This is a genomic window from Clostridium transplantifaecale (assembly GCF_900626075.1).
GTDB classification, from domain to species: Bacteria; Bacillota; Clostridia; order Lachnospirales; family Lachnospiraceae; genus Otoolea; species Otoolea transplantifaecalis.
The window spans coordinates 154,868-178,445 of record NZ_UYZY01000006.1 but is presented as its reverse complement, the minus strand read 5'-3'; the positions used below and the strand labels follow the sequence as shown (position 1 = coordinate 178,445).

Sequence of the window (23,578 nt, the reverse complement as noted above, 5' to 3'; positions counted from 1 at the left end):
TTAAACTTTTTAAAATGATGAAATAAGTGTAGCATTCTGTGGATTTTTTGTCAATGCTCACGGGCAGGGTGCTTATGCTCTCTGATACTCCGTCAGGGCATTGATGAGCTTTGGCAGCAGGACTTCCACGCTGCCGACAATTCCAAGGTCGGAAATATCGAAAATCGGCGCGGCCGGATTCTTATTGATGGAAATAATCAGCCGGGACGCCTCCATTCCCGTCACGTGCTGGAATGCTCCCGAGATTCCGCAGGCCAGATAGAGGTCGGGGCGCACGGTTTTTCCCGTTTGTCCCACCTGAGGGGAGGCGTCGATCCAACCGGACTCCACACATGCCCTGGAACAGGCAATCTGGCCGTCCAGGAGGGATGCCAGTGTCCGGAGCGTTTTAAATCCTTCCGGACTGCCGATGCCGCGCCCTCCTGCGACAAGGACCCTGGCCCGGGTGATGTCGGATTCCTGTTCCCTGCCTTTGACCGTGGAGATGACGGAGACGCCGTCTTCTATATCACTAAAATCCACGGGAAAGGATCGGATAACCGCCGGGACCACAGCGGGAGAGTGCAAATCCGGCGGCGCCGCTTCAGCAGGAAATGTATCCGCGGCCCTCATTTTTGCAAGCACGCCCGGCCTGACCGTAGCCATCTGCGGCCGTTTTTCTTTGCAGACAAAGGTATCGATGGAAATTCCGTCCGTATTGGGGCGCGTCATGAGCAGCAGGCCGTCTTCCGGTGAGAGGGAGAGGGCGGTGCAGTCGGTGACAAGGCCGGTATTAAGCCTGGCGGCGGCGCCGGAGGCGATTTCTATCCCGGTCATGGTGGATCCGAAGAGGACAATTTCAGGTTCTGCCTTTTTAATGGCCAGGCTCACGGCTTCCGCATAGGGTTTCGCCCTGTACGTTTCAAGGAATGGAGAGTCAATTACCCACACTTCGTCACTGCCTTCTTCCGCCAGTTTCTCTGCGGATTCTTTAAGCCGGAAACCGGCGATAACGGCGATTACCCTGCCTCCCGTCTGTCTTGCCAGGTCTCTGGCCCCGTAAATCAGTTCCAAACTGATTTTCTGTAATTTTAAGTCTCTCTGCTCCGCGATTATGACAATATCATGGTTCATTTTTTATCCCTTTCTTCTAAATTATATGGTTTTTATGCATAATGTCCATAATGGCGGTTATAGCCTCCTCCGTAGGAACGGTGAGGACGGTCCCGTGATGCCTCTCTTTTTTCTTATTTGAATGGAGAAGTGTGAGACAGGAGGGATTGCCGGAAGGGAGCGATTTATCCGCCGGTATCACCGGAATCTTCATCGAGTAGGCCCTGGTAATGCCGTCGGCCGTCATATAGATTCGTTTTCCGGGCTGCAAAAGGGCGCTTATCAGACAGGGGGAAGGGAGACTTAATATCTGATACCTGTCTTCAAACAGGCGTTTTACGGTAAAGCCGTCCTTTTCAGAATAGGCGGCTTCGTCCGCATATCCGGCCTGGGGCAGATCCAGAAATGAGGCCAGCAGAAAACCGGTTTGTATTGTGTCGGCATCCACGTTATAACAGCTCGTGAAAATGGCGTCAAACTCCATGGGGCGGAGTTTATCGCACAGCAGCCGGGCATACAGCAGCGGTTCGGGAGCGGAAGGAAGGCCGGGAGGGAGAAGGAGCAGAAGCGCGCCGTCACATCCCATTGCAACGGCCTCCCTGAGGAGGGAAAGTCCTGCCTCTGTTCCTAGGCAGACCGCGGTGACGGAACCGCCGGCCTGCTTCTTTAAGCGCAGGGCGGCTTCCACTGCGGCGTAATCCTGCTTTGCCTCTGTGCCAGGGGCGGTTTGGCGAATGATTGCTATTGTATTCATAAAAAATCCTCCGGGGATACAAGGAAAAGTTCATAAGGCGGACTTTTCGCTGTTAATTTAAGAAAAAGCATTGTGTCAAGAAGACTACAATGCTTTTTCCGCAATCTGCCGCAGCGATTTTCTTATAAAATCTGTTTCCTTCGGACTGAAATCCTTTAAGACTTCCTCGTTCACCTCATCGATAATCTTGAGAACCGGTTCCTTCAGGGCCTCGCCTTTTGGAGTAATCATGACGAGAATCTCACGCCGGTTATCCGGGTTGATGACACGGTCAATCAAATCCTTCTTCTGCATTCTGTCCAGGATTCCTGATACAGTGGAGGTCTCCAGGCAGAGCAGTTCTGCGATCTGGCGCGGAAGGCAGGTGCCGCCGCCGATCCACAGGCAGTTTAATATGCCGTACTGGGAAGGGGTGATGTCATAAGGCGCCAGCCGCTGGCTCAGATACTGGAAAACCGTATGCTGTGCAGTGGTGAGCAGAAAATTAATACATTCTTTGAGTTCCATTTTTGTTTGTTCATCGCCTTTCTGTGCAAATATTTTCTGTTCGAACTGTTTCTATTATAAGAAAATTTGCATGCAAAGTCAAACAGATCCGGGCTTGTTACGGCACAGCCGGGAAACGGCCGTGCCGTGAACAGTAACAGAAGACGTATGGGTGACCTTTATCTGAATAAACTTCCGCTGATTACAAGTTTCTGGATTTCGTTTGTTCCTTCGTAGATCTGAGTGATTTTAGCATCCCTCATCATGCGTTCCACATGATATTCTTTCATGAAACCGTTGCCGCCCAGCATCTGTACAGCCTCTGTTGTCACATGCATGGCAGCATCCGTGCAGACAAGTTTTGCCTTGGCGGCAGGAATGGAATAAGATCTTCCTTCGGATTTGTCGAGAGCCGCTTTGTAGAGCATATATTTAGCCTGCTCGATCTCGCATTCCAGTTCAGCCATCTTAAAGGCAAGGTACTGGTTTCTGTAAAGTGGTTTTCCGAACTGCTCTCTTGACATGAGGTATTTTCTTGCGATTTCAAAAGCGCCTTCTGCAATTCCGAGTCCCTGTGCGGCAACGCCGATACGCCCTCCGTCCAGTGTCTTCATTGCAATTTTAAAGCCCTGCTTTTCTTCACCCAGAAGGGCTGTCTCAGGAATTTCACAGTTTTCAAAAACAAGCTCAGATACCTGCGCGGAACGGATTCCCATTTTGTTTTCGATTTTTCCGATAGAGAAACCGGGTGTGCCTTTTTTTACATGGAAGCAGGAGAGGCCCTTGCTGCCCAGCTCCGGATGTGTCAGTGCATATACTGCAAAGTGGTCGGAGAGAGGTCCGTTGGTATTGAAGCACTTAAGGCCGTTTAATACGTATTTATCGCCTTTTTTTTCAGCAATTGTAACACAGCCGCCAGCGTCGGATCCTGCGTTTGGCTCAGTCAGGCCGAAGGAGCCAAAGGTTTTACCTGAAAGAACTTCAGGAAGGAATTCTCTCTTCTGCTCTTCGGAACCGCCGTTTGCAATGCTGCCGCCGTACAGGGAAGTAGATACGGAGTAGGAGATGCCGACGGATGCGTCAACCTTGGAAATTTCTTCTACTGCAATTGCGTAGTCCAGATAGTCTCTTCCGGAACCACCGTATTCTTTCGCATAAGGAAGGCCGATCAGGCCCATTTCTCCCATTTTTTTATAAAGGTCTACCGGATACTCACTTTTTTCATCACGCTCAATGACACCCGGCGCCAGTTCCTTCTCTGCAAATTCTCTTACTGCCTGCTGTAATGCTAAACGGTCTTCTGATAACTGGAAATTCATAGTATTACCTCCTTAGGATAAAATAATCTCTCGGAATCTCTAAGCCACTAAATTCAAGGCTTTCAGATTCACTTTTTATTAAAATCCCCCACTTTTTTGCCATAACACTTGACAACTTCATCGAAAAATGCGGCGCTCCGCGCCCTTGATTAAAAGTATATTTTTCGATTGGAGGCGATTTTCTTGTTACCTGTTAACTCTGGCGGTCACTCCGCCTATCAAGACTTTGTTCTTGAAAATCTTCGTATATACTATCCGAATCCTGATTCTATTGCCCGCTCCACTTGGGATATCATAGATCGGTTTTGGAACCTTGACCTTTCTTTCACGGATAGTTTTATGCGGGATAAATACTCTGTTTATGGTCCCAAACCCAGAACTCCCTCCTGTATGCAGCGGTCCTATCTGTTATCCCTTGATTTCAAAGTCTCTTCGCTGACTGACTGGGCCGCACAGCTTAAAATCAATCCTCTTTACGCCATCTTAAGTGGATTTGAGTTCGGGAACACTCCCGGTGTCGGCACTTTTTATGACTTCCTCGACCGTTTGTGGGATTCTGATGACAATCATCTTTCCCCTCATATCCAGCCTCTTAAGACAAAAGTTAAGAAGCCTAAAACCAAAGGCGCCAAGGCAGATTCTGTTGAGAAAATCAAAGTGGCGCAATTACTTCCCAAATTAGAAAACACCATTTTTGATATCAAAGACCAGCCTTATGCTTCCCTTTTTTCTCTTTATCAGAATGAATTCCTAAACAGGTCTGTTTCCAAGGGACTTATCAATCCCAAAGCTCTGGCTTTAGCTGGGGATGGAACTCCTGTTGTAACTTCTCACAGAGAGCGGAAACACCGCATCTGTGACTGTGCTTCGAACGGCATTACCGATTGTAACTGTGACAGATTTTTTTCTCAGCCTGACTGCGATATCGGTTGGGACTCCTCCAGAGACTGCTGGTATCATGGCTATGATTTATATATGCTTGTCGCATCGGATTCGGAAAGCGATCTTCCTGTCTTCCCTTTATTGAACTCCGCTTCAAAGCATGATTCTCACAGTTTTCTGCACACCTATTTCAGAATGAAAAGCTTTCTTCCCCATTTCAATGTCTCAAAGGTTCTACTGGATTCTGCTCATGACGCAATGCCTTACTATGAATATTTCAGGAAGGAAAACATCACACCTTTTATTGATCTCAATGAAAAGCGGGGCATCAAACTGCCTTACAAGGACGACTTCACCATTGGCAAAGACGGGGTTCTTGTATGCAGAGAAGGCAGATGTATGAATCATGATGGTTCTGAGCCTTCCAAACACCGTATAAAATTCAGATGTCCTTTAGCCAGCAGGAAATATGGATGCTCCTGTGAACATCCCTGCTCCCGTTCTAAATATGGAAGAACCGTACATGTGGCTATGAAAGATAATCCAAGGCTGTTTAATATTCCGCCTCGTGACTCGCAAGAATGGAAACTTGAGTATAACGCAAGAACTTCTGCTGAACGCTCGAACAAGCGTGAGAAAGTAGACTTTAAATTAGAAGACGGCAGACACCGCTCAACTAAGATGTGGTACTGCCGCCTCTACCACATCCTGATGCTGCAACATCTGGATGCATGGGATTTGCCTTTTGAATCTGCCCTAAGAAAGTTGATTCTACAAGCGGCATAATCCATTCCCTATTATAACTGATTTCTCAAGGCATAGCGACAGTTATGTCTATTTCTCCTACTCTTTTTTCCATTTTTTATTTCTTATCGGATAATAATCACTTTTCAATGTTCTGTTGCCAGCTTCGCTGGCATAATCACTCAAGATTCCGAGAGATCATTAAATGATTGGTTTGCCTGCGGGCAGCCGCGACGGGACTGCCGTATGTTTTTGGTTAATATTTTACATGCGAGAAATTCATTTAACAAATATCTAGCATGCTAATTAATAGCTTGCATAAATCATACTTCTTTTTTCTCTGTTGGTCAATATGCAAAGTGTAAAATTATCTGCCGTTTTTTTGTGTAATTTCACAACAACCGGTTTTACAACAACCGGCAGATTCCGGCCGGAATTGTCAAAGCCCGAGGGATGCCAGCACAATGAAGAAACCACAGGCGATAAATGGAATAATGATCTGAGTGACGGCAATATCCCAGTAAGCTTCCTTGTGCGTCATCTTACAGATGCCGAGAAGCGTAATCTGCGCGCCCTGGTGAGGCAGGGTGTCGAGTGTTCCGGCAGCAATAGCGGCGATGCGGTGGACATACTGGAAGTTGATGCCCATTTCCAAATAGGTGCTTTTTAATGCATTAAAGGCAACGCCCATTCCGCCGGAAGCGGAACCGCAGGCTCCGGCGCAGACCGCCACGGTAAGCATAACGAATACAAGAGGCGGCATATGGAGGCTTTTTAGCGTCAGTACAAGGTCGGAAAAACCCTGCGTATTCTGCACAACGCCTCCGAATCCGACAACGATAGCCGTGTTCAGGATTGCGACTCCCGAGTCGGCGGCTCCTTTGTTAAAAACTTCGATCCAGCGGTTCAGGCCGCCGACTCTCCGGAACATCAGAAGGACGGAAGCGCCGATTCCGGCCAGTACCGCGGTTTCCACCGGGAAATTAAGAAGGTTAAATACGGTCAGGATAATGAGAATCGGCAGGAATGCAATAATCCAGTGAGGCAGATCCCTGCTTTCCTCGGTGCTCAGTTCCTCGTCGGTTAGCTGGTATTTGAGAGAAGCGTCATTAAATACCAGACCTTTTTTCGTAAACTTCCTGGCCCTGTATTCCAGCCAGGCAAAAATCATGGCAAACATGGCGGCCGTGGTGATGAGCGACGGCACAAAAGCAGCCGTGGCCGGAGTTCCCAGATTGGTCATAGCAATATAGTTCTGGATGGAAGGAGAGCCGGGACCGCTCATGGACCAGGTCCAGCAGCCCGCCGAGATGGCAGCCGGCAGCAGCCGCCGTGTGAGATTGGCTTCCTTGAACAACTGGATGGCAATCGGGTAAATGACAAAGAATACAACAAAGCCGCTGACGCCGCCAAATGTCAGTATACCGGTGATGCACATAATAATCGGAGCGGCATATTTTCCCTTGCTCACCTTAACTATGGCCCTTGCAATGGATTCGGCGGCTCCCGTAAACTGGTAGACGGAACCGAACAGAGCGCCCACAAAAAAGATAAGGAAATACTTGATAATGTAATCCCCGGCTGCCGGCATGAACTGGTTCTGCAGGCTGTCGAGAATCGGAAGTCCGGAGCAAACCGCGACAAAGATGGTAATGACCGGAGCCAGAACCAGGGCGCTGACCTGTTTAAAGGCCAGCAGCCCGAACAATACGATAGCAATGAATAAAATCCAAATCTGAAAATTCATAGATTTATGCCCCCCTGACAATAAGTTTTGCTATCTGGCCAGACCCATCAGCTCGTTTCTGAATATCCTGCTGTCCATCAATCTTGGCTGTCCGTCCATCTTGGGAGTGAATCCCATCTGATCAATAATCTGGGTCTGTATATCAATTCCGGGCGCCACTTCAAGCAGATAAACGCCGTCTTTTCTAAGCTCGAATACGGCACGCTCGGTGATATAGAGCACCGGCTGCCCTGTCTTATTGGCATAGTCACCGCTAAAGGTGATCTGCTCCACCTGCTCAATAAATTTCTGTTCCCTGCCTTCAGAAACAATCTGAAGCTCTCCGTTTTCAAAGGAAACCTTAAGTCCTCCGGCAGTAAACGTACCGCAGAAAAAGACGCGTTTTGCATTCTGGGTGATGTTGATAAAACCTCCGCAGCCAGCAATTCTCGGACCGAACTTGCTGACATTGATATTGCCGCAGCTGTCGGCCTGTGCCAGACCGAGAAACGCATAATCCACGCCGCCTCCGTCGTAAAAGTCGAACTGGTACGGCTGATCCAGAATTGCCTCGGGATTGACGGAACCGCCGAATTTCGGGCCGCCCTGGGGGACTCCGCCGACGGGGCCGGCCTCCACGGTCAGGGTCATATAGTCGCCGATTCCCTCCTCGTTCGCAACCATGGAAATATATTCGGGAACTCCGATACCCAGATTGACGACGGAATCATTTTTAAGTTCCATCGCAGCCCTGCGGCCGATCACTTTCTTGGCGGAGAGGGAAGGGTAGGACAGGCTGCTTAACGGCACGCTGAAATCTCCTGTCATGGCTCCGTCGTACTCACAGCCGACGCACTGTTCGTGATCCTTCATATCCTCACATACCACAACGGCATCCACATAGATTCCGGGGATTTTAACCAGCTTCGGATCAAGACAGCCGTTCTTAACGACTTTTTCCACCTGCACAATCACTTTGCCTCCGCTGTTGCGGACAGCCTGTGCAATGGATGTGGACTCAAGTGACGCCACCTCATGCTCCATTGTTATATTGCCGTTTTCATCGGAATAAGTGCCGCGGATAAAGGCAATATCAAGAGGAAATGATTTATAAAGCAGTTTTTCTTCACCGAGAATCTCGACAACCTCCACTAAATCATCTTTTGTAATGGAGTTCAGCTTTCCGCCCTCAATCCTGGGATCGGCAAAGGTGTTCAGGCCCACATGGGTGATGGTGCCGATGCGGTGTGCAGCGATGTCGCGGAAGAGCTGTGACAGAGTGCCCTGGGGAAGGTTGTAACCCTCGATCTTGTTTTCCAGGACCATCCGTCCAAGGTTGGGAACCATATTCCAGTGGCCTCCGATTACACGTTTCACCATACCCTCATGGGCAAAATGGTCGGCTCCGCTGCCGTCCCTGTTACCCTGGGCAGCGGCGTAAAACAGGGTCAGATCCTTCGGAGCGCCCGTTTCCAGAAATCTCTGCTCCAGAGCCTTTGACAGAGCCTCCGGCATATCACTTGCCACAAATCCGCTGGTAGTTACGGTCATGCGGTCTGTGACTAATGCGGCTGCCTCGGCGGCTGTTATAATAGAAACTTTGCTCATATATTACCTCCTGTGGTTTAAGAATCATAAAAGAATATTGTGTGGTAAATGGAACTTGATAAATAAAAAAATCAGACTTTTGGTTAAAACAAAATAAAAAACAGATAATTTTGGGCAAAAAAATATTTAAAATACCGGAGCCGGGTTTTACACCAACTCCGGTTAAACTATATTACCTATGTAATTTTAGAAATCCGTCAGCTCGGCTTTTCTCTTTTCCAGAAATGCCTGCATTCCTTCCGCTTTGTCATGGGTGGAGAATGCCAGGCCAAAGAGATTGGCTTCCAGCTTCAGGCCGCTGTCCAAATCGGTGTCCATACCCGTGTTGATGGCCTGTTTTGCGAGGGTAACCCCGAAGCTGGCCTTGGACATGATTTTCTTCGCCATTTCCTTACAGTAGTTAAGAAGCTCTTCCTGAGGAACCACCTTGTTGGCAAGTCCGATGCGGTAGGCCTCCTGGGCATCGATCTGGTCGGTTGTGAAAATCAGTTCCTTGGCGCGCCCTTTGCCAACCAGTCTTGGAAGGCGCTGTGTGCCTCCAAAGCCGGGAAGAATTCCGAGATTGACTTCCGGCTGGGCAAATTTGGCGTTTTCCGCAGCAATCCTGATATCGCAGCACATGGAGATTTCACATCCACCGCCGAGGGCGTATCCGTTGACGGCTGCAATGGTCACCTGAGGCATATTTTCAAATTTTTTAAAGGTATCGGCGGCCAGAAGCGCCATAGCGCGTCCTTCCTGAGGTGTGGCGTTTACCATTTCAGAAATGTCTGCGCCTGCGACAAATGCTTTCTGCCCGGCTCCCGTCAGAATTACCACCTTTACTTCTTTCGATTTTTCAATCTCAGCGGCAATGTCGCCCAACTCTGCCAGCGTCTCGCTGTTCAGCGCGTTTAAAGATTTAGGACGGTTGATTGTGACAACGGCAATACCTTCTTCTACTTCTACCAATAAGTTGTTGTAATTTTTTACTTCCATGATCCGTTCCTCCCAATTTGAATGATTTGGTTAATAAATTTTCCTGAGCCATCGTCGCTGCTCTTATAATCAGGAGTATATCACAGTTATAAATGAATGTGAATAGTTTTGCGATAAAAAATATAGCATGCTAATAATTTGAAATAAATCAAAGAGCGAGCGAAAAATTGGCACAAATAGATAAAAATATTTTTGATTTTTGGGGAAATTACCTCTGGAAATGGGGGGCGGAATTTTTGAGAACAGATTTTTTCCGTCTAAATGAACAAAAATAGAGCATGATTTTCTATAGGAAAGCGGCCCCGCATCAGGAGCGGAGCCGAAGCCGTTACATTCTTTTCACTTTTACTATCTTTCCAGCACTTGTTTTATATACGCAGCAGTTATATTTTTCTAGTACATGTAATGGCTAAACTTATACGGAATGTAACGTGCGGCCGGAGGAACGGCCTTTTTCGGCTCCCTGACACAGCGGCTGTCTGCAGCATGCAAAAATCATTTGGGAGTAAGCTAATTGTTAGCATGCTAGATAAAGCTTGTATGTATGATAATCTATTTTTCCCCTTTCGTCAATGTACAGATTGCATAATATAGAAAGAGGTTTATTGTGAATAGTTCCGACGTTCCACCGGTGCGGTGTGTCTGAAAACAAATCCTTTACCCCTCGGAGGGCCTAATTATTGATATATTAATATCACAGTTATAAATTACGGCGAATAACAGGAGAAACGGAATGTCCAAAATCTCACACAGTCGTGCTACTATTTAGTAATAACGCAAAAGAAACCGGGTGAAAAGTAAAAAAAATGTAAAAAAAATTGTGCAAAATTGCCAGAGGGGCTGAAAAACCGGCAAAAAATCATCGCTAAAACCGTGTTAAGAAAGCATTATAAAAAGTTTATAAATTCATTGATAATTATTTGACAGGACACTTCAAGAGTGATAAGATAGAGTTACTATCAATCTATGCAATTGTTTTATTTACGTGGCAAGTCATTTTTTAAGGAGGAAATTTGATATGTCAAAGAAAGTCGTAATAGCAAGTGCATGCCGTACCGCCGTAGGTTCCATGGGCGGTCAGCTCAGCACAGTGCCGGCAGCCGAAATGGGCGCTGTCGTTATTAAAGAAGCACTGAACAGAGCTGGCGTAGCACCGGAACAGGTAGATCACGTTTACATGGGCTGTGTAATCCAGGCCGGCCTTGGTCAGAACGTGGCTCGTCAGATGTCTATCAAAGCAGGGCTTCCTATCGAAGTTCCGGCAGTGACAATGAACGTTGTGTGTGGCTCCGGTTTACATTGTGTAAACGCAGCAGCACAGATGATCGTTGCAGGTGACGCTGACATCGTAGTAGCAGGCGGCGCGGAGAACATGTCCGCAGCACCATATGCGTTAATGAACGCACGTTACGGCTACCGTATGAACAACGCTCCAATGATCGACACCATGGTAAATGACGCCCTGTGGGATGCCTTTAACGGTTATCACATGGGAATTACCGCAGAGAACATCTGCGACAAATGGGGCATTACAAGAGAAGAGCTTGACGAGTTTGCAGCAGCCAGCCAGCAGAAGGCATGCGCAGCACGTGAAGCAGGCAGATTCAAAGACGAGATTGTTCCGATCGAAGTCAAGAAGAAAAAAGAAACTGTCATTGTTGATACCGACGAAGGCCCGCGTGCAGGTACAACAAAAGAATCACTTGCTAAACTTCGTCCTGCATTTAAACCAGACGGCGGACGTGTTACGGCAGGTAATGCTTCCTCTATCAACGACGGCGCAGCAGCAGTAGTTGTAATGAGTGAAGAAAAAGCAAAAGAACTGGGAATCAAACCAATGGCTACTTGGGTTGCAGGCGCACTTGGCGGCGTTGATCCTACTATCATGGGTATCGGCCCTGTAGCAGCTACCAACAAGGTTCTCAAGAAAACAGGCATGAAAGTTGAGGACTTCGACCTGATCGAAGCAAACGAGGCATTCGCTGCACAGTCTATCGCAGTTGCCCGTGATTTACACTTCAACACCGACATCCTGAACGTAAACGGCGGAGCTATCGCCATTGGACATCCGGTAGGAGCTTCCGGATGCCGTATCCTTACTACATTGTTATACGAGATGCAGAAACGGGACGCTAAGAAAGGTCTCGCAACACTTTGTATCGGCGGCGGCATGGGATGTGCCACAATCGTCGAGAGAGACTAAGCAGTTTAAATAACCGGAATCTGTGGAGGGGGACAACCCCTCCACGCTCCGGCTGTTTCTGGTTTAACTACATAATTATGTAAGGAGATGATGGCAATGGGGTTTGTTGATTACGAAGAGGATGGATACGTTGGCATTATGACCATCAACCGTCCCAAAGCACTCAATGCGTTAAATGAAGATGTGTTAAAGGACATCGAAGCTGCTTTTAATGCAGTGGATCTTTCCAGAATCAGAACCATTATCCTGACAGGCGCAGGGGAGAAATCCTTTGTGGCCGGAGCCGACATCGCTGCCATGAGCACGATGACAAAGGCTGAGGGAGAAGCATTTGGCAAATTCGGCAATGATATTTTCCGTAAGATCGAGACATTCCCGATTCCGGTAATTGCGGCAGTGAACGGATTCGCGCTTGGCGGCGGCAACGAGCTTGCCATGAGCTGTGACATCCGCATCTGTTCCGACAATGCGATGTTCGGCCAGCCGGAAGTTGGCCTTGGAATTACACCGGGATTCGGCGGCACTCAGAGACTGGCCCGTCTGATTGGTGTAGGAAAAGCGAAAGAGATGGTTTACGGCGCCCGAAACATCAAGGCGGATGAGGCGTACAGACTGGGACTTGTCAATGCGGTTTATACACAGGAAGAACTGATGCCGGCGGCAAAGAAGCTGGCGGCAGGCATCGCAAAGAATGCTCCTATCGCAGTGAGAAATTCAAAGAAAGCGATGAACGAAGGACTTCAGGTTGATATGGATCAGGCTATCGTCATTGAGGAAAAAGCATTTGGCGGCTGCTTCGAGACAGAGGATCAGAAAGAAGGCATGACCGCGTTTCTCGAGAAACGGAAAGTAGAAAATTTCAATAACAAATAACAGTGTAAAATCAGGAGGATTTGTCATGAAAGTTGGTATTATTGGTGCAGGAACAATGGGTTCCGGTATTGCTCAGGCTTTTGCCCAGGTAGATGGTTACGAAGTATGTTTATGTGATATTAATGAAGAATTCGCCGCAAACGGCAAAATGAGAATTGCAAAGGGATTTGAGAAACGTGTTGCAAGAGGCAAGATGGACAAGGAGACGGCTGATAAGATCCTTGCCAAAATCCACCCAGGTGTGAAGACAATCTGCGCTGACTGCGATCTGGTAGTTGAAGCAGCAATCGAGGATATGGAAATCAAAAAACAGACCTTCAGAGAACTGGCTGCAATCTGCAAACCGGAGTGTATCTTCGCAACAAACACATCCTCTCTGTCCATCACGGCAATCGGTGCAGGACTTGACAGACCGGTAGTAGGTATGCACTTCTTTAACCCGGCTCCTGTTATGAAGCTGGTAGAGGTAATCGCCGGACTGAACACACCGGAAGCGACTGTCGACAAAGTAAAAGCAATCTCAGAAGAAATCGGAAAGATCCCGGTTCAGGTAGAGGAAGCCGCAGGTTTCGTAGTAAACAGAATCCTGATTCCGATGATAAATGAAGCTATCGGCATTTATGCTGAGGGCGAAGCAACTGTAGAAGGCATCGACACAGCTATGAAGCTGGGTGCAAGCCATCCGATGGGACCGCTGGCTCTTGGAGATCTGATTGGTCTTGACGTAGTACTTGCCATCATGGAGGTATTACAGGCTGAATCCGGAGATCCGAAGTATCGTCCGCACCAGCTCCTTCGTAAGATGGTCCGCGGCGGAAAGTTAGGACAGAAATCCGGCGAAGGCTTCTATAAGTACAATTAATTAATTATTTGAACCGCATCAGGCGTGCCTAAGCCGCCTTTAAGCGCTATATAAGAAAATGATGGAGGAATAGACATGGATTTTACATTAAGTAAAGAGCATGAAATGGCGAGGAAGTTATTCCATGACTTCGCCGAAAAAGAAGTAAAACCTTTAGCACAGGAAGTTGACGAGACAGAACATTTCCCGACAGGCACTGTTGAGAAGATGCAGAAACTGGGCTTCATGGGAATTCCGGTTCCGAAGGAGTACGGCGGACAGGGCTGCGATCCGTTAACATACGCTATGTGTGTTGAGGAGCTTTCAAAGGTTTGCGGTACTACAGGCGTTATCGTATCCGCACATACCTCTCTTTGCTGTGACCCAATCCAGACCTACGGTACTGAAGAGCAGAAACAGAAATTCCTGGTTCCCCTTGCAAAAGGTGAGAAATTAGGTGCTTTCGGTTTAACAGAGCCAGGCGCTGGTACAGATGCACAGGGACAGCAGACAAAAGCTGTTTTAGATGGTGACGAGTGGGTACTTAACGGTTCCAAAATCTTCATCACAAACGGTAAGGAAGCTGATGTCTATGTAATTATCGCTGTAACAGGCATTAAAGAAGATGCAAGAGGAAGAAAGAAAAAAGAAATCTCTGCATTTATCGTAGAAAAAGGAACTCCAGGATTCACCTTCGGAACGAAAGAGAAGAAGATGGGTATCCGTGGTTCAGCAACATATGAGCTGATCTTTACAGACTGCAGAATTCCGAAGGAGAACATCTTAGGACAGCAGGGTAAAGGCTTTGGTATCGCTATGCATACTCTGGATGGCGGACGTATCGGTATTGCCGCTCAGGCACTCGGCCTTGCAGAGGGCGCTCTCGACAGAACAATTGAATATGTTCAGGAAAGAAAACAGTTCGGCCGTTCCATCGGACAGTTCCAGAATACACAGTTCCAGTTAGCAGATATGGCTACAAAAGTTAAAGCGGCTCAGCTCCTTGTTTACAGAGCGGCTATGGCTAAGAAGACACAGAAAAATTATTCTGTGGAAGCAGCTATGGCTAAATTATACGCAGCAGAGGTTGCTATGGAAGTAACAACCAAGGCTGTTCAGCTTCACGGCGGTTACGGCTACACAAGAGAGTACGACGTAGAGCGTATGATGCGTGACGCTAAGATCACAGAGATCTACGAAGGAACATCTGAAGTTCAGAGAATGGTAATTTCCGCTTCCCTGTTAAAGTAAGATTTCCAGATAATAGATTGAAAAGTATCTCGATTATGAGAAAAAACATTGAATAAGGAGTGAACATACCGTGAAAATAGTAGTTTGTGTTAAACAGGTTCCGGATACCAAAGGCGGAGTTAAATTTAATCCTGATGGTACACTTGATAGAAGCGCAATGCTTGCAATCATGAACCCGGATGATAAAGCAGGACTGGAAGCAGCACTTCGTTTAAAAGATCAGTATGGCGCAGAAGTTACCGTAGTTACAATGGGTCTTCCAAAGGCTGAAGAAGTTCTTCGCGAGGCTATGGCTATGGGTGCAGATAAAGGTGTTTTAGTAACAGACAGAGTATTAGGCGGCGCAGATACATGGGCAACATCCCAGACAATTGCAGGCGCTATCCGCAATATGGAGTATGACTTAATCATCACAGGCCGTCAGGCTATCGATGGTGATACAGCACAGGTTGGACCGCAGATCTCCGAGCACCTGGGAATCCCGGTAATCAGCTATGCACAGGAGATTAAAGAGATTAATCTCGAAGACAAATATATTGTTGTTGAGCGTCAGTATGACGACAGATATCATGTTGTTAAAGCTCAGTTACCATGCTTACTCACAGCTCTTGCAGAATTAAATGAGCCGCGTTACATGACTCCAGGCGGAATTTTTGATGCTTACAGCACGGAAATCACTGTTTGGGGAAGAAATGACCTGAAAGACGTAGAAGATTCCAACTTAGGTTTAAAAGGTTCTCCAACTCAGATCGCTAAGGCTTCCGATAAAGTCAGAAAGGGCGCCGGCGAGCATGTAACTTTAGATCCGGCAGCTTCCGCAGATTACATCGTAGGCAAACTGGCAGAAAAACACGTTATTTAAAAATCAAAGAAAAGAGTGGTGAATAAGATGAACTTAGAAGCATATAAGGGAGTATTTGTCTTTGCACAGCAGGTTGATAACGTAATCGGCGGTATCGCATTCGAGCTGATTGGCAAAGGAAAAGAATTAGCAAAAGACTTAAACACAGAAGTAACAGCTGTTTTAGTTGGTTCCGATGTAAAAGGCCTTGCAGACCAGCTGGCTGAGTACGGCGCTGACAAAGTAATCGTTGTTGATGATCCTGAGTTAAAAGAGTACAGAACTGAGCCATACACACACGCTCTTGCATCTGTAATCGAGAAATATAAACCGGAAATCTTCTTAATCGGCGCTACAGCAATCGGCCGTGACCTTGGACCACGTGTTTGCGCGAGAATCCACACAGGTTTAACAGCTGACTGTACACAGCTTGATATCGGTGACTTCCCAATGAACCCGATTCCTGGAAGAGAGACAAAACATAATCAGTTACTGATGACACGTCCTGCATTCGGCGGTAACACAATCGCTACTATCGCTTGCCCGGAATTCCGTCCTCAGATGGCAACCGTACGTCCAGGCGTTATGAAGAAAGCTCCGAAGGTTAAAGGCGCTAAAGCTGTAGTTGAAGAATTCAACCCAGGATTTACACCAAACAACCAGTACGTAGAAATCCTTGACATCGTTAAGGCTGTATCCGACACTGTAGATATCATGGACGCTAAGATCCTCGTATCCGGCGGACGTGGAATGGGAAGCCCGGAAAACTTCAAGATTCTTGAAGAACTTGCTGAAGCAATCGGCGGAACAGTAAGCTGCTCCCGTGCAGTCGTAGATGCAGGCTGGAAACCGAAAGATTTACAGGTAGGCCAGACAGGTAAGACAGTTCGTCCTAACGTTTACTTTGCAATCGGTATTTCCGGCGCTATTCAGCATCTTGCAGGTATGGAAGAGTCCGACATCATTGTTGCTATCAACAAAGATGAGACAGCTCCTATCTTCGATGTAGCTGACTATGGCGTAGTAGGCGATCTGAACAAGATTGTTCCTTTCTTAACAGAGAAGATCAAAGAAGCAAAAGCTGCTGCAAAAGACAACTAATCAGCAGATTCAATTAAAAAAGCACCGCAGACCAACTGTGAAAACAGGGTTTGCGGTGCTTTTTTTAATTAACAGCTATTTACCTGTTGCCTTTGCTCGGAATAACTTTTGGAAATAAAAAAGGGCCGATAGTATAATTGGCTTATCAAAAGAACCAAAGAACTGCTGCAAAGGAGGCAGAAGAAATGATGTCAGTTAAAAAATATATTGAAACAAGAATAGAACGTCTGAAAAAAAGATGGTTGAACAGGGGCTAGATGCGGTGATTATTCAAAGCTTATAGATTTATTGCATAATTTGTGCTATATTATTAAATATTTATAATAGAATGAATGGGCTTCAAAGGGGGATATATGCTGAAAGAAGATCGTTTTTTACAGATAGTAAATTACCTGAAAGAGAATAATGTGGCCACATTTGCAGAGCTTTCGGAGATAACGGGGACATCGGTGGGAACGATTCGCCGTGACTTAACGGAATTGGAAGACAAGGGAATGCTGTCGGTAGTCCGCGGCGGGGCGGCCAGACGCAAGGACGATCTGACACGCCAGAGCTTTGATATGAGAGGGATAGAAAACAGAAAAGAAAAAGAAGAGCTGTCGCGGCTGCTCCAGGAGGTTGTGACAGACGGTCAGGCCGTTGCAATGAACAGCGGGACCACAAATATTGAGGCGGCAAAGTTTCTGGCCGGCAACTATAAACGTCTGACGGTACTTACCAACAATATGCGGATTGTGGAAGTTCTGCAGGAGAATCCGGGCTTTTTAATTGTGGTTCCCGGAGGCGTCCTGAGAAATGAGGAACATTCCATTTTTGGCAAACAATGCGAAGAAGAAATAATGGCATACAATTTTGACACGGCAATTCTCGCGGTCAATGCTTTGTCTTCTGATAAGGGAATTACGGATTTCAGAATGGAAGAGGTGGGAATTGTCAAAGCCATGCTGGCTGCTTCTAAGAATAGGGCTGTGGTGGCGGATCATACTAAATTTGACAGAACTGCATGCATTAATGTCTGCCAGCTTTCAGAGATTAATTATATACTGACGGATCATAAAATAACCGGGGAGCAATTGGAACGGTATGAAAAGATGGGAGTAACTGTACTTACCCCGGACAAGGCGGGTGAAAAGAGATGATGCAGGATGAGCGTTTTATAAGAATTATAGACTTTCTGAAAGAAAATCAGACAGGTACTCTTGCGGAGCTGAGTGAACTGAATGGAGTGTCCCTCGACACTGTAAGGCGCGATTTGGAACAGCTTGAGAAGAGCAAGATGCTGCGCAGGGTCCGAGGAGGCGCAGTCTACCACAATGCCGACATAACTACTCACGGAGTGGGCCTGAGAAGTATTTCCCACAAGCGGGAGAAACGGGAAATAGCCGAGGTTGTAAGTTCCCGTATTGTAGACGGACAGGCGATCCTGATTAACAGCGGCACGACCTGTATGGAGGTGGCAGAACTTCTGGTGGAGCGTTTCTACCGTTTAACCGTTATGACCAACAGTCTGCCTGCAATTCGCATTTTGTCACAAAACAAGAAATTTAATATCATAATACCGGGAGGAATTGTGGATGGGCAGGAAGAAGCCATATGTGGTGAACAATGTCCAATTGATATCCGAAAATACAATCTTGATATGGCAATTCTGGGAGTCCACGCGGTTTCCCTGGAGAAAGGAATTACAGACTTCCGGATTCACCAGGAACCAATTATGCGCGCGATGCTGGAATCTTCAAGGCAGAAAATTATAGTAGCGGATCACAGCAAATTTGAAAAGATTTCCTATGTGAATATATGCAGCCTTGCGGAAATAGACAGTATTATTACCGATAGCGGACTGGCGGCTGAAATGCGGCGAAAGTACACAGAACAGGGAATTGAGGTGATAGCAGCGGAATCAGAGTGACAAGTAACCCGATTAATCTGATGTTATGCGGTAAAATGATAAGTAGTTGAATGGAGCAGATCCGGTTGCGGCTTGAAAGCCGGGCCGGCTCTGCTTTTTTGCGCCATAATTGAAAGAAATGCAATATTTTTAAAATATAAGCGATAAAAACAAGAAAATATTTAAAAATATAGCAAAACATTATTGACATACATGAAACAATATGCTTTAATATAGTTAAGAAATGCGAATTTATTAAAATTTAAAGGAGGATATTTTATGTACAACAGACACTACACTGGAAAAATCGAACTCGCGGTATTGGATACGGCAGGTACCTTCTGTGATGGCCCTGGCGATCTCAGACACAGATGGCCGCTGGACGATCTTCGCGGATGCAAAGCGCCGGTCGTTCCATTTTATGAGGCTCTCCGTGGATTTGGCATTGAGTGCGACTGGGCGACTATTCGTAAGCCGATGGGTAATTTTAAACCGACTCATTTAAGAATGCTTCTTGACCAGCCGGAAATTTCAAAACAGTGGGAAGAAAAGTATGGCCGTCATTGGACTGAAGATGACTTTAATGCAGTTTTAGCAGCATTCCGTCCATTGATGTCAAAATACATAGTGGATGAAGATTTGGCAAAACCAATCGAAGGCGCAAACGAAGCAATTAAAAAGATGCGTGAAGCCGGGATCCTCGTTGGCTGCGATACCGGGTATTATGAGGAAGACTCCCTCAACTTAAACCGGGTCCTGGAAGAAAAGTACGATATGAAGTTTGACGTAGTAACCAACGCCGAGAAGGTTCCCGGAAGGCCGTCACCTTTCATGGTTTACGATTGTATGCTCAGCGCTTATAAGCTCACGGGTAAAGTGATTCCGATTGAATCTGTTGTTAAAATTGACGATACGGCTGCGGGCATGAAGTGCGGCAACAATGCGGGCTGCTGGACAATTGGCCTCTATGCAAGCGGAAGCAATACGTATGATGAACTGGCCGCATCCAAACCGGATTTCCTGGTGCCGTCTGTAGCATATGTTCCTGAAATTATCTTTACTCAGATTGAGCCAAGATTAAGACAGGGGATCAGACCTGGACAGGGACTGATTGAAACAATCTAAGTACATAGACAAACAATGATGCTGTATACGGGAAGGGCGTCCGATGGGACTCCCTTTTCCCGTAAAAAAGGATTATTTCAAAAGTTAAAAGTGCGAGGAGGGTGTTTGTGGGTAAACAAGAGGGAAAATATGGTTATAGTGGGGATGAATACTTAAAATTTAAGAAATATGCCATGTATATGCTGATTGGTTTTTCGATTATGTACTGTTTCTTCTATAATGGAAGGCAGAACATGAATCTGGCCATTCCTCTGATGATAGAAGAGTTTGGCGTTACCAAGGCAGATATGGGTATGGTTACATCGGCGCTATTCTGGTGTTATGGGTTTGGACATCTGTTTTCCGGCCGTCTGGGGGAGATGGTGGGAAACAAGCGTTTTATTTTCTGGGGCGTTGTATTATCTGCTCTGTTGAACCTTATCATCAGTTTCCAGGCATCACTGATTGTTATTGCTATTCTGTGGGGAATCAATGGTTTCGCCCAGTCCATGGCTTGGTCTCCGGGAATTGCTTTGAGTAATAAATGGTGGCCGAAAGATAAACGCGGATTTGCCAGCGGCGTTATTACGGGCGCATCAGGCGTTGCTCAGGTTGTTACATACTTCTGCGTATTGATTGCATATCAGATTTCACCGAATATGGGATGGAGGGCTGCGTTCAGATGGCCGTTGATCCCCATGCTGATAATTTTAGTGGTATTTGTGGCGCTGGTTAAGAATTCACCGATGGATGTGGGGCTTCCGGAGTTTGAGGAGGAAGATAAAGAAGCGGCAGCCCTGGAAGCGGCCAGAATGAAAGAACTTCAGGGTAAAGGAGCAGTTTACCCGTTTTTGTGCCTGCTTCGTGAACCAAAGATGTGTGTATTCTTATTTATCATTGCAATTGGAGGAATTGGAAGATATGGAATGCTGACCTGGGTTCCTACCTATTTCAAAGAGGCTCTTGGAATGGATATTAAAAGCGGAATTTTTGCATCCGTACTTCTGCCGGTAGGCCAGGCGGCGGCTTTCTTCCTGATGCCGTACCTGACAGACAAGGTGTTTAAGGGCAAGAGAGAACCGGTGCTGGTAATCTGCGGATTTATTTCCGCTATTTCGCTGATTCTGTTTCCGCGCATCACATCTCTTGGAATGGCATCCGTGATGCTGCTGTTCGTAGGCTTTTTCTCATCTGTAAACGGTATTGTATGGGCATTCGCCGGCGATATTGGAACAAGGGCATTTGCCGGTACTGCCACAGGACTTTTGGACTGGGCCGCTTATATGGGAGCTGCTGTCCAGTCTATTCTCTTTGGTTATGTAAGCAGCTACAGCTGGAATGCAGTTTTTATTACAATTGCGATATTATATGTAGCGCTGGTTATCCTGGCGCTGGCAGCTAAAAACATGAAAGTACGGGGAACCGCACAATAGGAGGTATATTATGGGATATGATCCATACTGTTCAGTAGAAATTGAATTTTCAGACATGGAAGGACTTCACAATTTAATTACAGGATGCAGCCATGCTCAAAAGACACTTGTGGTTTGCGACCGTTTTACCACAGATATCTGGGGAATTACAGAGGAAATTGAAAATGGTGTTGAAGAAGGCATTTTGGCATGGGTAGACCGGTGTCCCGGCAATCCGACCCAGAAGGATATCTTTGATGCATTAAATAAAGTCGGCGATTTGAACCCAACTCAGATACTTGCTATAGGCGGCGGCAGCACCATCGACCTTGCTAAGGCGGTCAGCGCATTCTACTACATGTTTAAGGGACAGGAAATTACTATCCCGATTATCACGGAAGCGCTGAAAAATAAAACCTATACAACACCACATCAATTCATAGACATCATCGCCCTTCCTTCGGCAGCCGGAACGGGCTCTGAGGTTACACGGTTTGCTACCATCTGGGATGTAGATAAAAAAGCAAAATTTTCAATCGACTGCCAGGAGAACTATGCAAAGAAGGCTATTGTTATTCCGGATCTGACCCTGTCACTTCCGCTTCGCCTCACCCTTTCCACCGGTCTGGATGCATTGTCCCACGCTATGGAATCTTTCTGGGCCAAGCCGACTACCTATGTTGTTAAAGATATTGCGCTGAGAGCCATCGACCTGATTATGACTTATCTGCCTCAGGTCTTGAAGGATCCGAAGAACCTGGAGCTGAGGACTGCAATGTCCCGGGGAGCTCTGCTGGCAGGTATGGCATTTGCAAAGACCAGAACTACGGCCTGCCACTCCATCAGCTACCCGATTACCATGCAGTACGGTGTGGAGCATGGCCTGGCCTGCGCCCTGTCTCTGGATGCTGTGTCAAAAATCAACCGTGATAAAACGGTTCTGGCTGACGACCTCTTTGACGTTCTGGAAAAGCACGGCGGTTTAAAGAACTGGCTTGATTCCACCAGTGAAGGAATTGTGGATATTCGTTTAAGCGCCCTGGGAGTGCCGAGGGAAGGTATTGATTTGATCGTGGAAGGCACATTTACAAAGGGACGTATGGACAATAATCCTGTGGATATCAGTCCGGAGCAGGTAAAAGAAATTCTCATATCGGTTTACTAAAGGAGGGAAGTTTGTGGCATATACATATCTGACTCCGCAAAAGGTGCTTCTCGGAGAGGGAGCCCTGGCGCTGGCACAGGATACATGGAAGAACTGCGGTCGAAAAGCGTTAATCATTACCGATTCTGTAATGGTAAAACTAGGGAACGTGGGGAAGGTGACCGCCCTCCTTGATGAAATCGGCATTGCATATGAAATCTATGATGGGATAAATCAGGAACCCTGTGATTATATGATAGCAGAGGGAGCGGAGGTCTATCTTCAGAAGCATTGCGATTTCCTGATAGCCGTGGGAGGCGGCAGCCCGATTGACAGTATGAAGGCAATCGGTGCAGTGATTGTGCTGGGGGACAGCATAAACAGTTTTATGGGAAAGACTATTGAGGGCAGTCTGCCGCCAATGTGTGCCGTGCCGACCACGGCAGGGACCGGAAGTGAGGCTACTCAATTTACTATCATTAATAATACTGAGAAAAATATTAAAATGCTCCTGAAGGGGGCCGCGCTTTTGCCGCAGCTTGCCGTGATTGATCCGGTATTTACTATGACGGCGCCCCCTGCCGTCACAGCGGCTACAGGTATCGATGCACTGTGCCACGCGGTAGAGGCTTACACCTCAATTAAAGCTTTCTCTATGACAGACACCATGGCGGTGTCGGCCGTAAAAAGAATATTTGACAGTCTGTATCTGTGTTATACGGACGGCGGAAATATGGAAGCCAGAATTGACATGGCGATTGCGGCGCTGGAAGCGGGAATGGCGTTTAATAATTCTTCCGTCACAATTATCCATGGAATGAGCCGGCCGATTGGCGCGCTTTATCACGTTCCCCATGGCTTATCCAACGCCATGCTGCTGGAGAAATGCCTGGAATTTGCAATCGAAGGCTGCCCTGAACGGTTCAGGGAGCTGGCACAGGCAATAGGCGTCTATGAACCGGGAATGACGGATCCCGAAGGCGCCGCCGCTTTTGTGCAGGCTGCCTCAAAACTGTGCAAAAGCCTGAAGATTCAGACGCTGGAAGAATTCGGAATCGACAAAGATGATTTTCTGGGCAGGATTGATAAAATGGCCCAGGATGCGCTCGACAGCGGAAGTCCGGGTAATACACGGAGGAAACCTGATAAAGAGGATATAGTAAGAATTTATAAAGCGTTATTTGATTAAAAGATTTTTGGAAACAACTGATAGAAGGCTGCCGCACTGGCGTTATTATGACCGGTGCGGCGGTTTTTTTGAATGGTGATAAAAAAATTTGTTGGAGGTAAGCTGCTCGGCGATGCAATGTTTCTGCGGTATATTAAAACGG

At 46.9% G+C, this 23,578-nt stretch carries 20 protein-coding genes; 13 read left to right on the top strand and 7 right to left on the bottom strand.

Annotated elements, in window-relative coordinates:
- Positions 1-72: 72 nt before the first annotated feature.
- The 4 genes from EJL91_RS20415 to EJL91_RS20400 form a co-directional block, all read right to left on the bottom strand.
- A complete protein-coding gene (locus EJL91_RS20415) occupies positions 73-1,113 on the bottom strand; it encodes an electron transfer flavoprotein subunit alpha/FixB family protein (RefSeq protein ID WP_125143807.1) in 1,041 nt (346 codons plus the stop codon).
- Between the two features lie 16 nt (positions 1,114-1,129).
- Positions 1,130-1,846: an adenine nucleotide alpha hydrolase family protein gene (locus EJL91_RS20410; protein WP_125143806.1), complete on the bottom strand. Its 717-nt coding sequence runs from the start codon at positions 1,844-1,846 to the stop codon at positions 1,130-1,132.
- 84 nt (positions 1,847-1,930) lie between these two features.
- Complete coding sequence (locus EJL91_RS20405) at positions 1,931-2,353, bottom strand: MarR family winged helix-turn-helix transcriptional regulator (protein ID WP_125143805.1); 423 nt, start codon at positions 2,351-2,353, stop codon at positions 1,931-1,933.
- A gap of 158 nt (positions 2,354-2,511) precedes the next feature.
- A complete protein-coding gene (locus EJL91_RS20400) occupies positions 2,512-3,651 on the bottom strand; it encodes an acyl-CoA dehydrogenase family protein (protein WP_125143804.1) in 1,140 nt (379 codons plus the stop codon).
- A 183-nt stretch (positions 3,652-3,834) separates the two neighbouring features.
- Here EJL91_RS20400 and EJL91_RS20390 point away from each other — a divergent pair, with 183 nt between their 5' ends.
- The gene (locus EJL91_RS20390; RefSeq protein ID WP_125143803.1) at positions 3,835-5,319 is read left to right on the top strand and encodes a hypothetical protein; all 1,485 of its coding nucleotides are present in this window, start codon (positions 3,835-3,837) and stop codon (positions 5,317-5,319) included.
- Positions 5,320-5,716: 397 nt separating this feature from the next.
- Here EJL91_RS20390 and EJL91_RS20385 read toward each other — a convergent pair whose 3' ends face one another.
- The 3 genes from EJL91_RS20385 to EJL91_RS20375 all read right to left on the bottom strand — a co-directional run bounded on the left by EJL91_RS20385 (position 5,717) and on the right by EJL91_RS20375 (position 9,589).
- A complete protein-coding gene (locus EJL91_RS20385) occupies positions 5,717-7,024 on the bottom strand; it encodes a GntP family permease (RefSeq protein WP_125143802.1) in 1,308 nt (435 codons plus the stop codon).
- A 30-nt stretch (positions 7,025-7,054) separates the two neighbouring features.
- Positions 7,055-8,611 (bottom strand): acyl CoA:acetate/3-ketoacid CoA transferase, encoded by a 1,557-nt coding sequence (locus EJL91_RS20380; RefSeq protein WP_125143801.1) that lies wholly within the window; start codon positions 8,609-8,611, stop codon positions 7,055-7,057.
- A gap of 186 nt (positions 8,612-8,797) precedes the next feature.
- Entirely contained in the window at positions 8,798-9,589 is a 792-nt protein-coding gene (locus EJL91_RS20375) for an enoyl-CoA hydratase-related protein (protein ID WP_125143800.1), read from the bottom strand.
- A gap of 1,018 nt (positions 9,590-10,607) precedes the next feature.
- Here EJL91_RS20375 and EJL91_RS20370 point away from each other — a divergent pair.
- The 12 genes from EJL91_RS20370 to EJL91_RS20315 all read left to right on the top strand — a co-directional run bounded on the left by EJL91_RS20370 (position 10,608) and on the right by EJL91_RS20315 (position 23,436).
- Positions 10,608-11,792 carry an acetyl-CoA C-acetyltransferase gene (locus tag EJL91_RS20370; protein WP_125143799.1) on the top strand — a complete coding sequence of 395 codons (1,185 nt, stop codon included), beginning with the start codon at positions 10,608-10,610 and terminating at the stop codon, positions 11,790-11,792.
- 96 nt (positions 11,793-11,888) lie between these two features.
- On the top strand, positions 11,889-12,665 hold the full coding sequence (locus EJL91_RS20365; protein WP_125143798.1) for an enoyl-CoA hydratase-related protein: 777 nt from the start codon (positions 11,889-11,891) through the stop codon (positions 12,663-12,665).
- Positions 12,666-12,690: 25 nt separating this feature from the next.
- Positions 12,691-13,527: a 3-hydroxyacyl-CoA dehydrogenase family protein gene (locus tag EJL91_RS20360; protein ID WP_125143797.1), complete on the top strand. Its 837-nt coding sequence runs from the start codon at positions 12,691-12,693 to the stop codon at positions 13,525-13,527.
- 75 nt (positions 13,528-13,602) lie between these two features.
- Positions 13,603-14,757, top strand: a complete 1,155-nt coding sequence (locus EJL91_RS20355; protein ID WP_125143796.1) for an acyl-CoA dehydrogenase — start codon at positions 13,603-13,605, stop codon at positions 14,755-14,757.
- A 70-nt stretch (positions 14,758-14,827) separates the two neighbouring features.
- The gene (locus EJL91_RS20350) at positions 14,828-15,619 is read left to right on the top strand and encodes an electron transfer flavoprotein subunit beta/FixA family protein (RefSeq protein ID WP_125143795.1); all 792 of its coding nucleotides are present in this window, start codon (positions 14,828-14,830) and stop codon (positions 15,617-15,619) included.
- 27 nt (positions 15,620-15,646) lie between these two features.
- The gene (locus EJL91_RS20345; RefSeq protein WP_125143794.1) at positions 15,647-16,699 is read left to right on the top strand and encodes an electron transfer flavoprotein subunit alpha/FixB family protein; all 1,053 of its coding nucleotides are present in this window, start codon (positions 15,647-15,649) and stop codon (positions 16,697-16,699) included.
- Between the two features lie 353 nt (positions 16,700-17,052).
- Positions 17,053-17,838 carry a DeoR/GlpR family DNA-binding transcription regulator gene (locus tag EJL91_RS20340; RefSeq protein WP_164516905.1) on the top strand — a complete coding sequence of 262 codons (786 nt, stop codon included), beginning with the start codon at positions 17,053-17,055 and terminating at the stop codon, positions 17,836-17,838.
- Entirely contained in the window at positions 17,835-18,608 is a 774-nt protein-coding gene (locus tag EJL91_RS20335) for a DeoR/GlpR family DNA-binding transcription regulator (protein ID WP_125143792.1), read from the top strand. The genes EJL91_RS20340 and EJL91_RS20335 overlap by 4 nt, the downstream gene beginning before the upstream one ends.
- Before the next feature lie 258 nt (positions 18,609-18,866).
- Positions 18,867-19,712 carry an HAD hydrolase-like protein gene (locus EJL91_RS20330; protein WP_125143791.1) on the top strand — a complete coding sequence of 282 codons (846 nt, stop codon included), beginning with the start codon at positions 18,867-18,869 and terminating at the stop codon, positions 19,710-19,712.
- A 107-nt stretch (positions 19,713-19,819) separates the two neighbouring features.
- A complete protein-coding gene (locus EJL91_RS20325) occupies positions 19,820-21,124 on the top strand; it encodes an MFS transporter (RefSeq protein WP_125143790.1) in 1,305 nt (434 codons plus the stop codon).
- Between the two features lie 10 nt (positions 21,125-21,134).
- Positions 21,135-22,268 (top strand): phosphonoacetaldehyde reductase, encoded by a 1,134-nt coding sequence (locus EJL91_RS20320; protein ID WP_125143789.1) that lies wholly within the window; start codon positions 21,135-21,137, stop codon positions 22,266-22,268.
- Positions 22,269-22,281: 13 nt separating this feature from the next.
- Positions 22,282-23,436, top strand: coding sequence for an iron-containing alcohol dehydrogenase (locus tag EJL91_RS20315; RefSeq protein WP_125143788.1), 1,155 nt, complete (start codon positions 22,282-22,284; stop codon positions 23,434-23,436).
- The last annotated feature ends 142 nt before the right edge of the window (positions 23,437-23,578 follow it).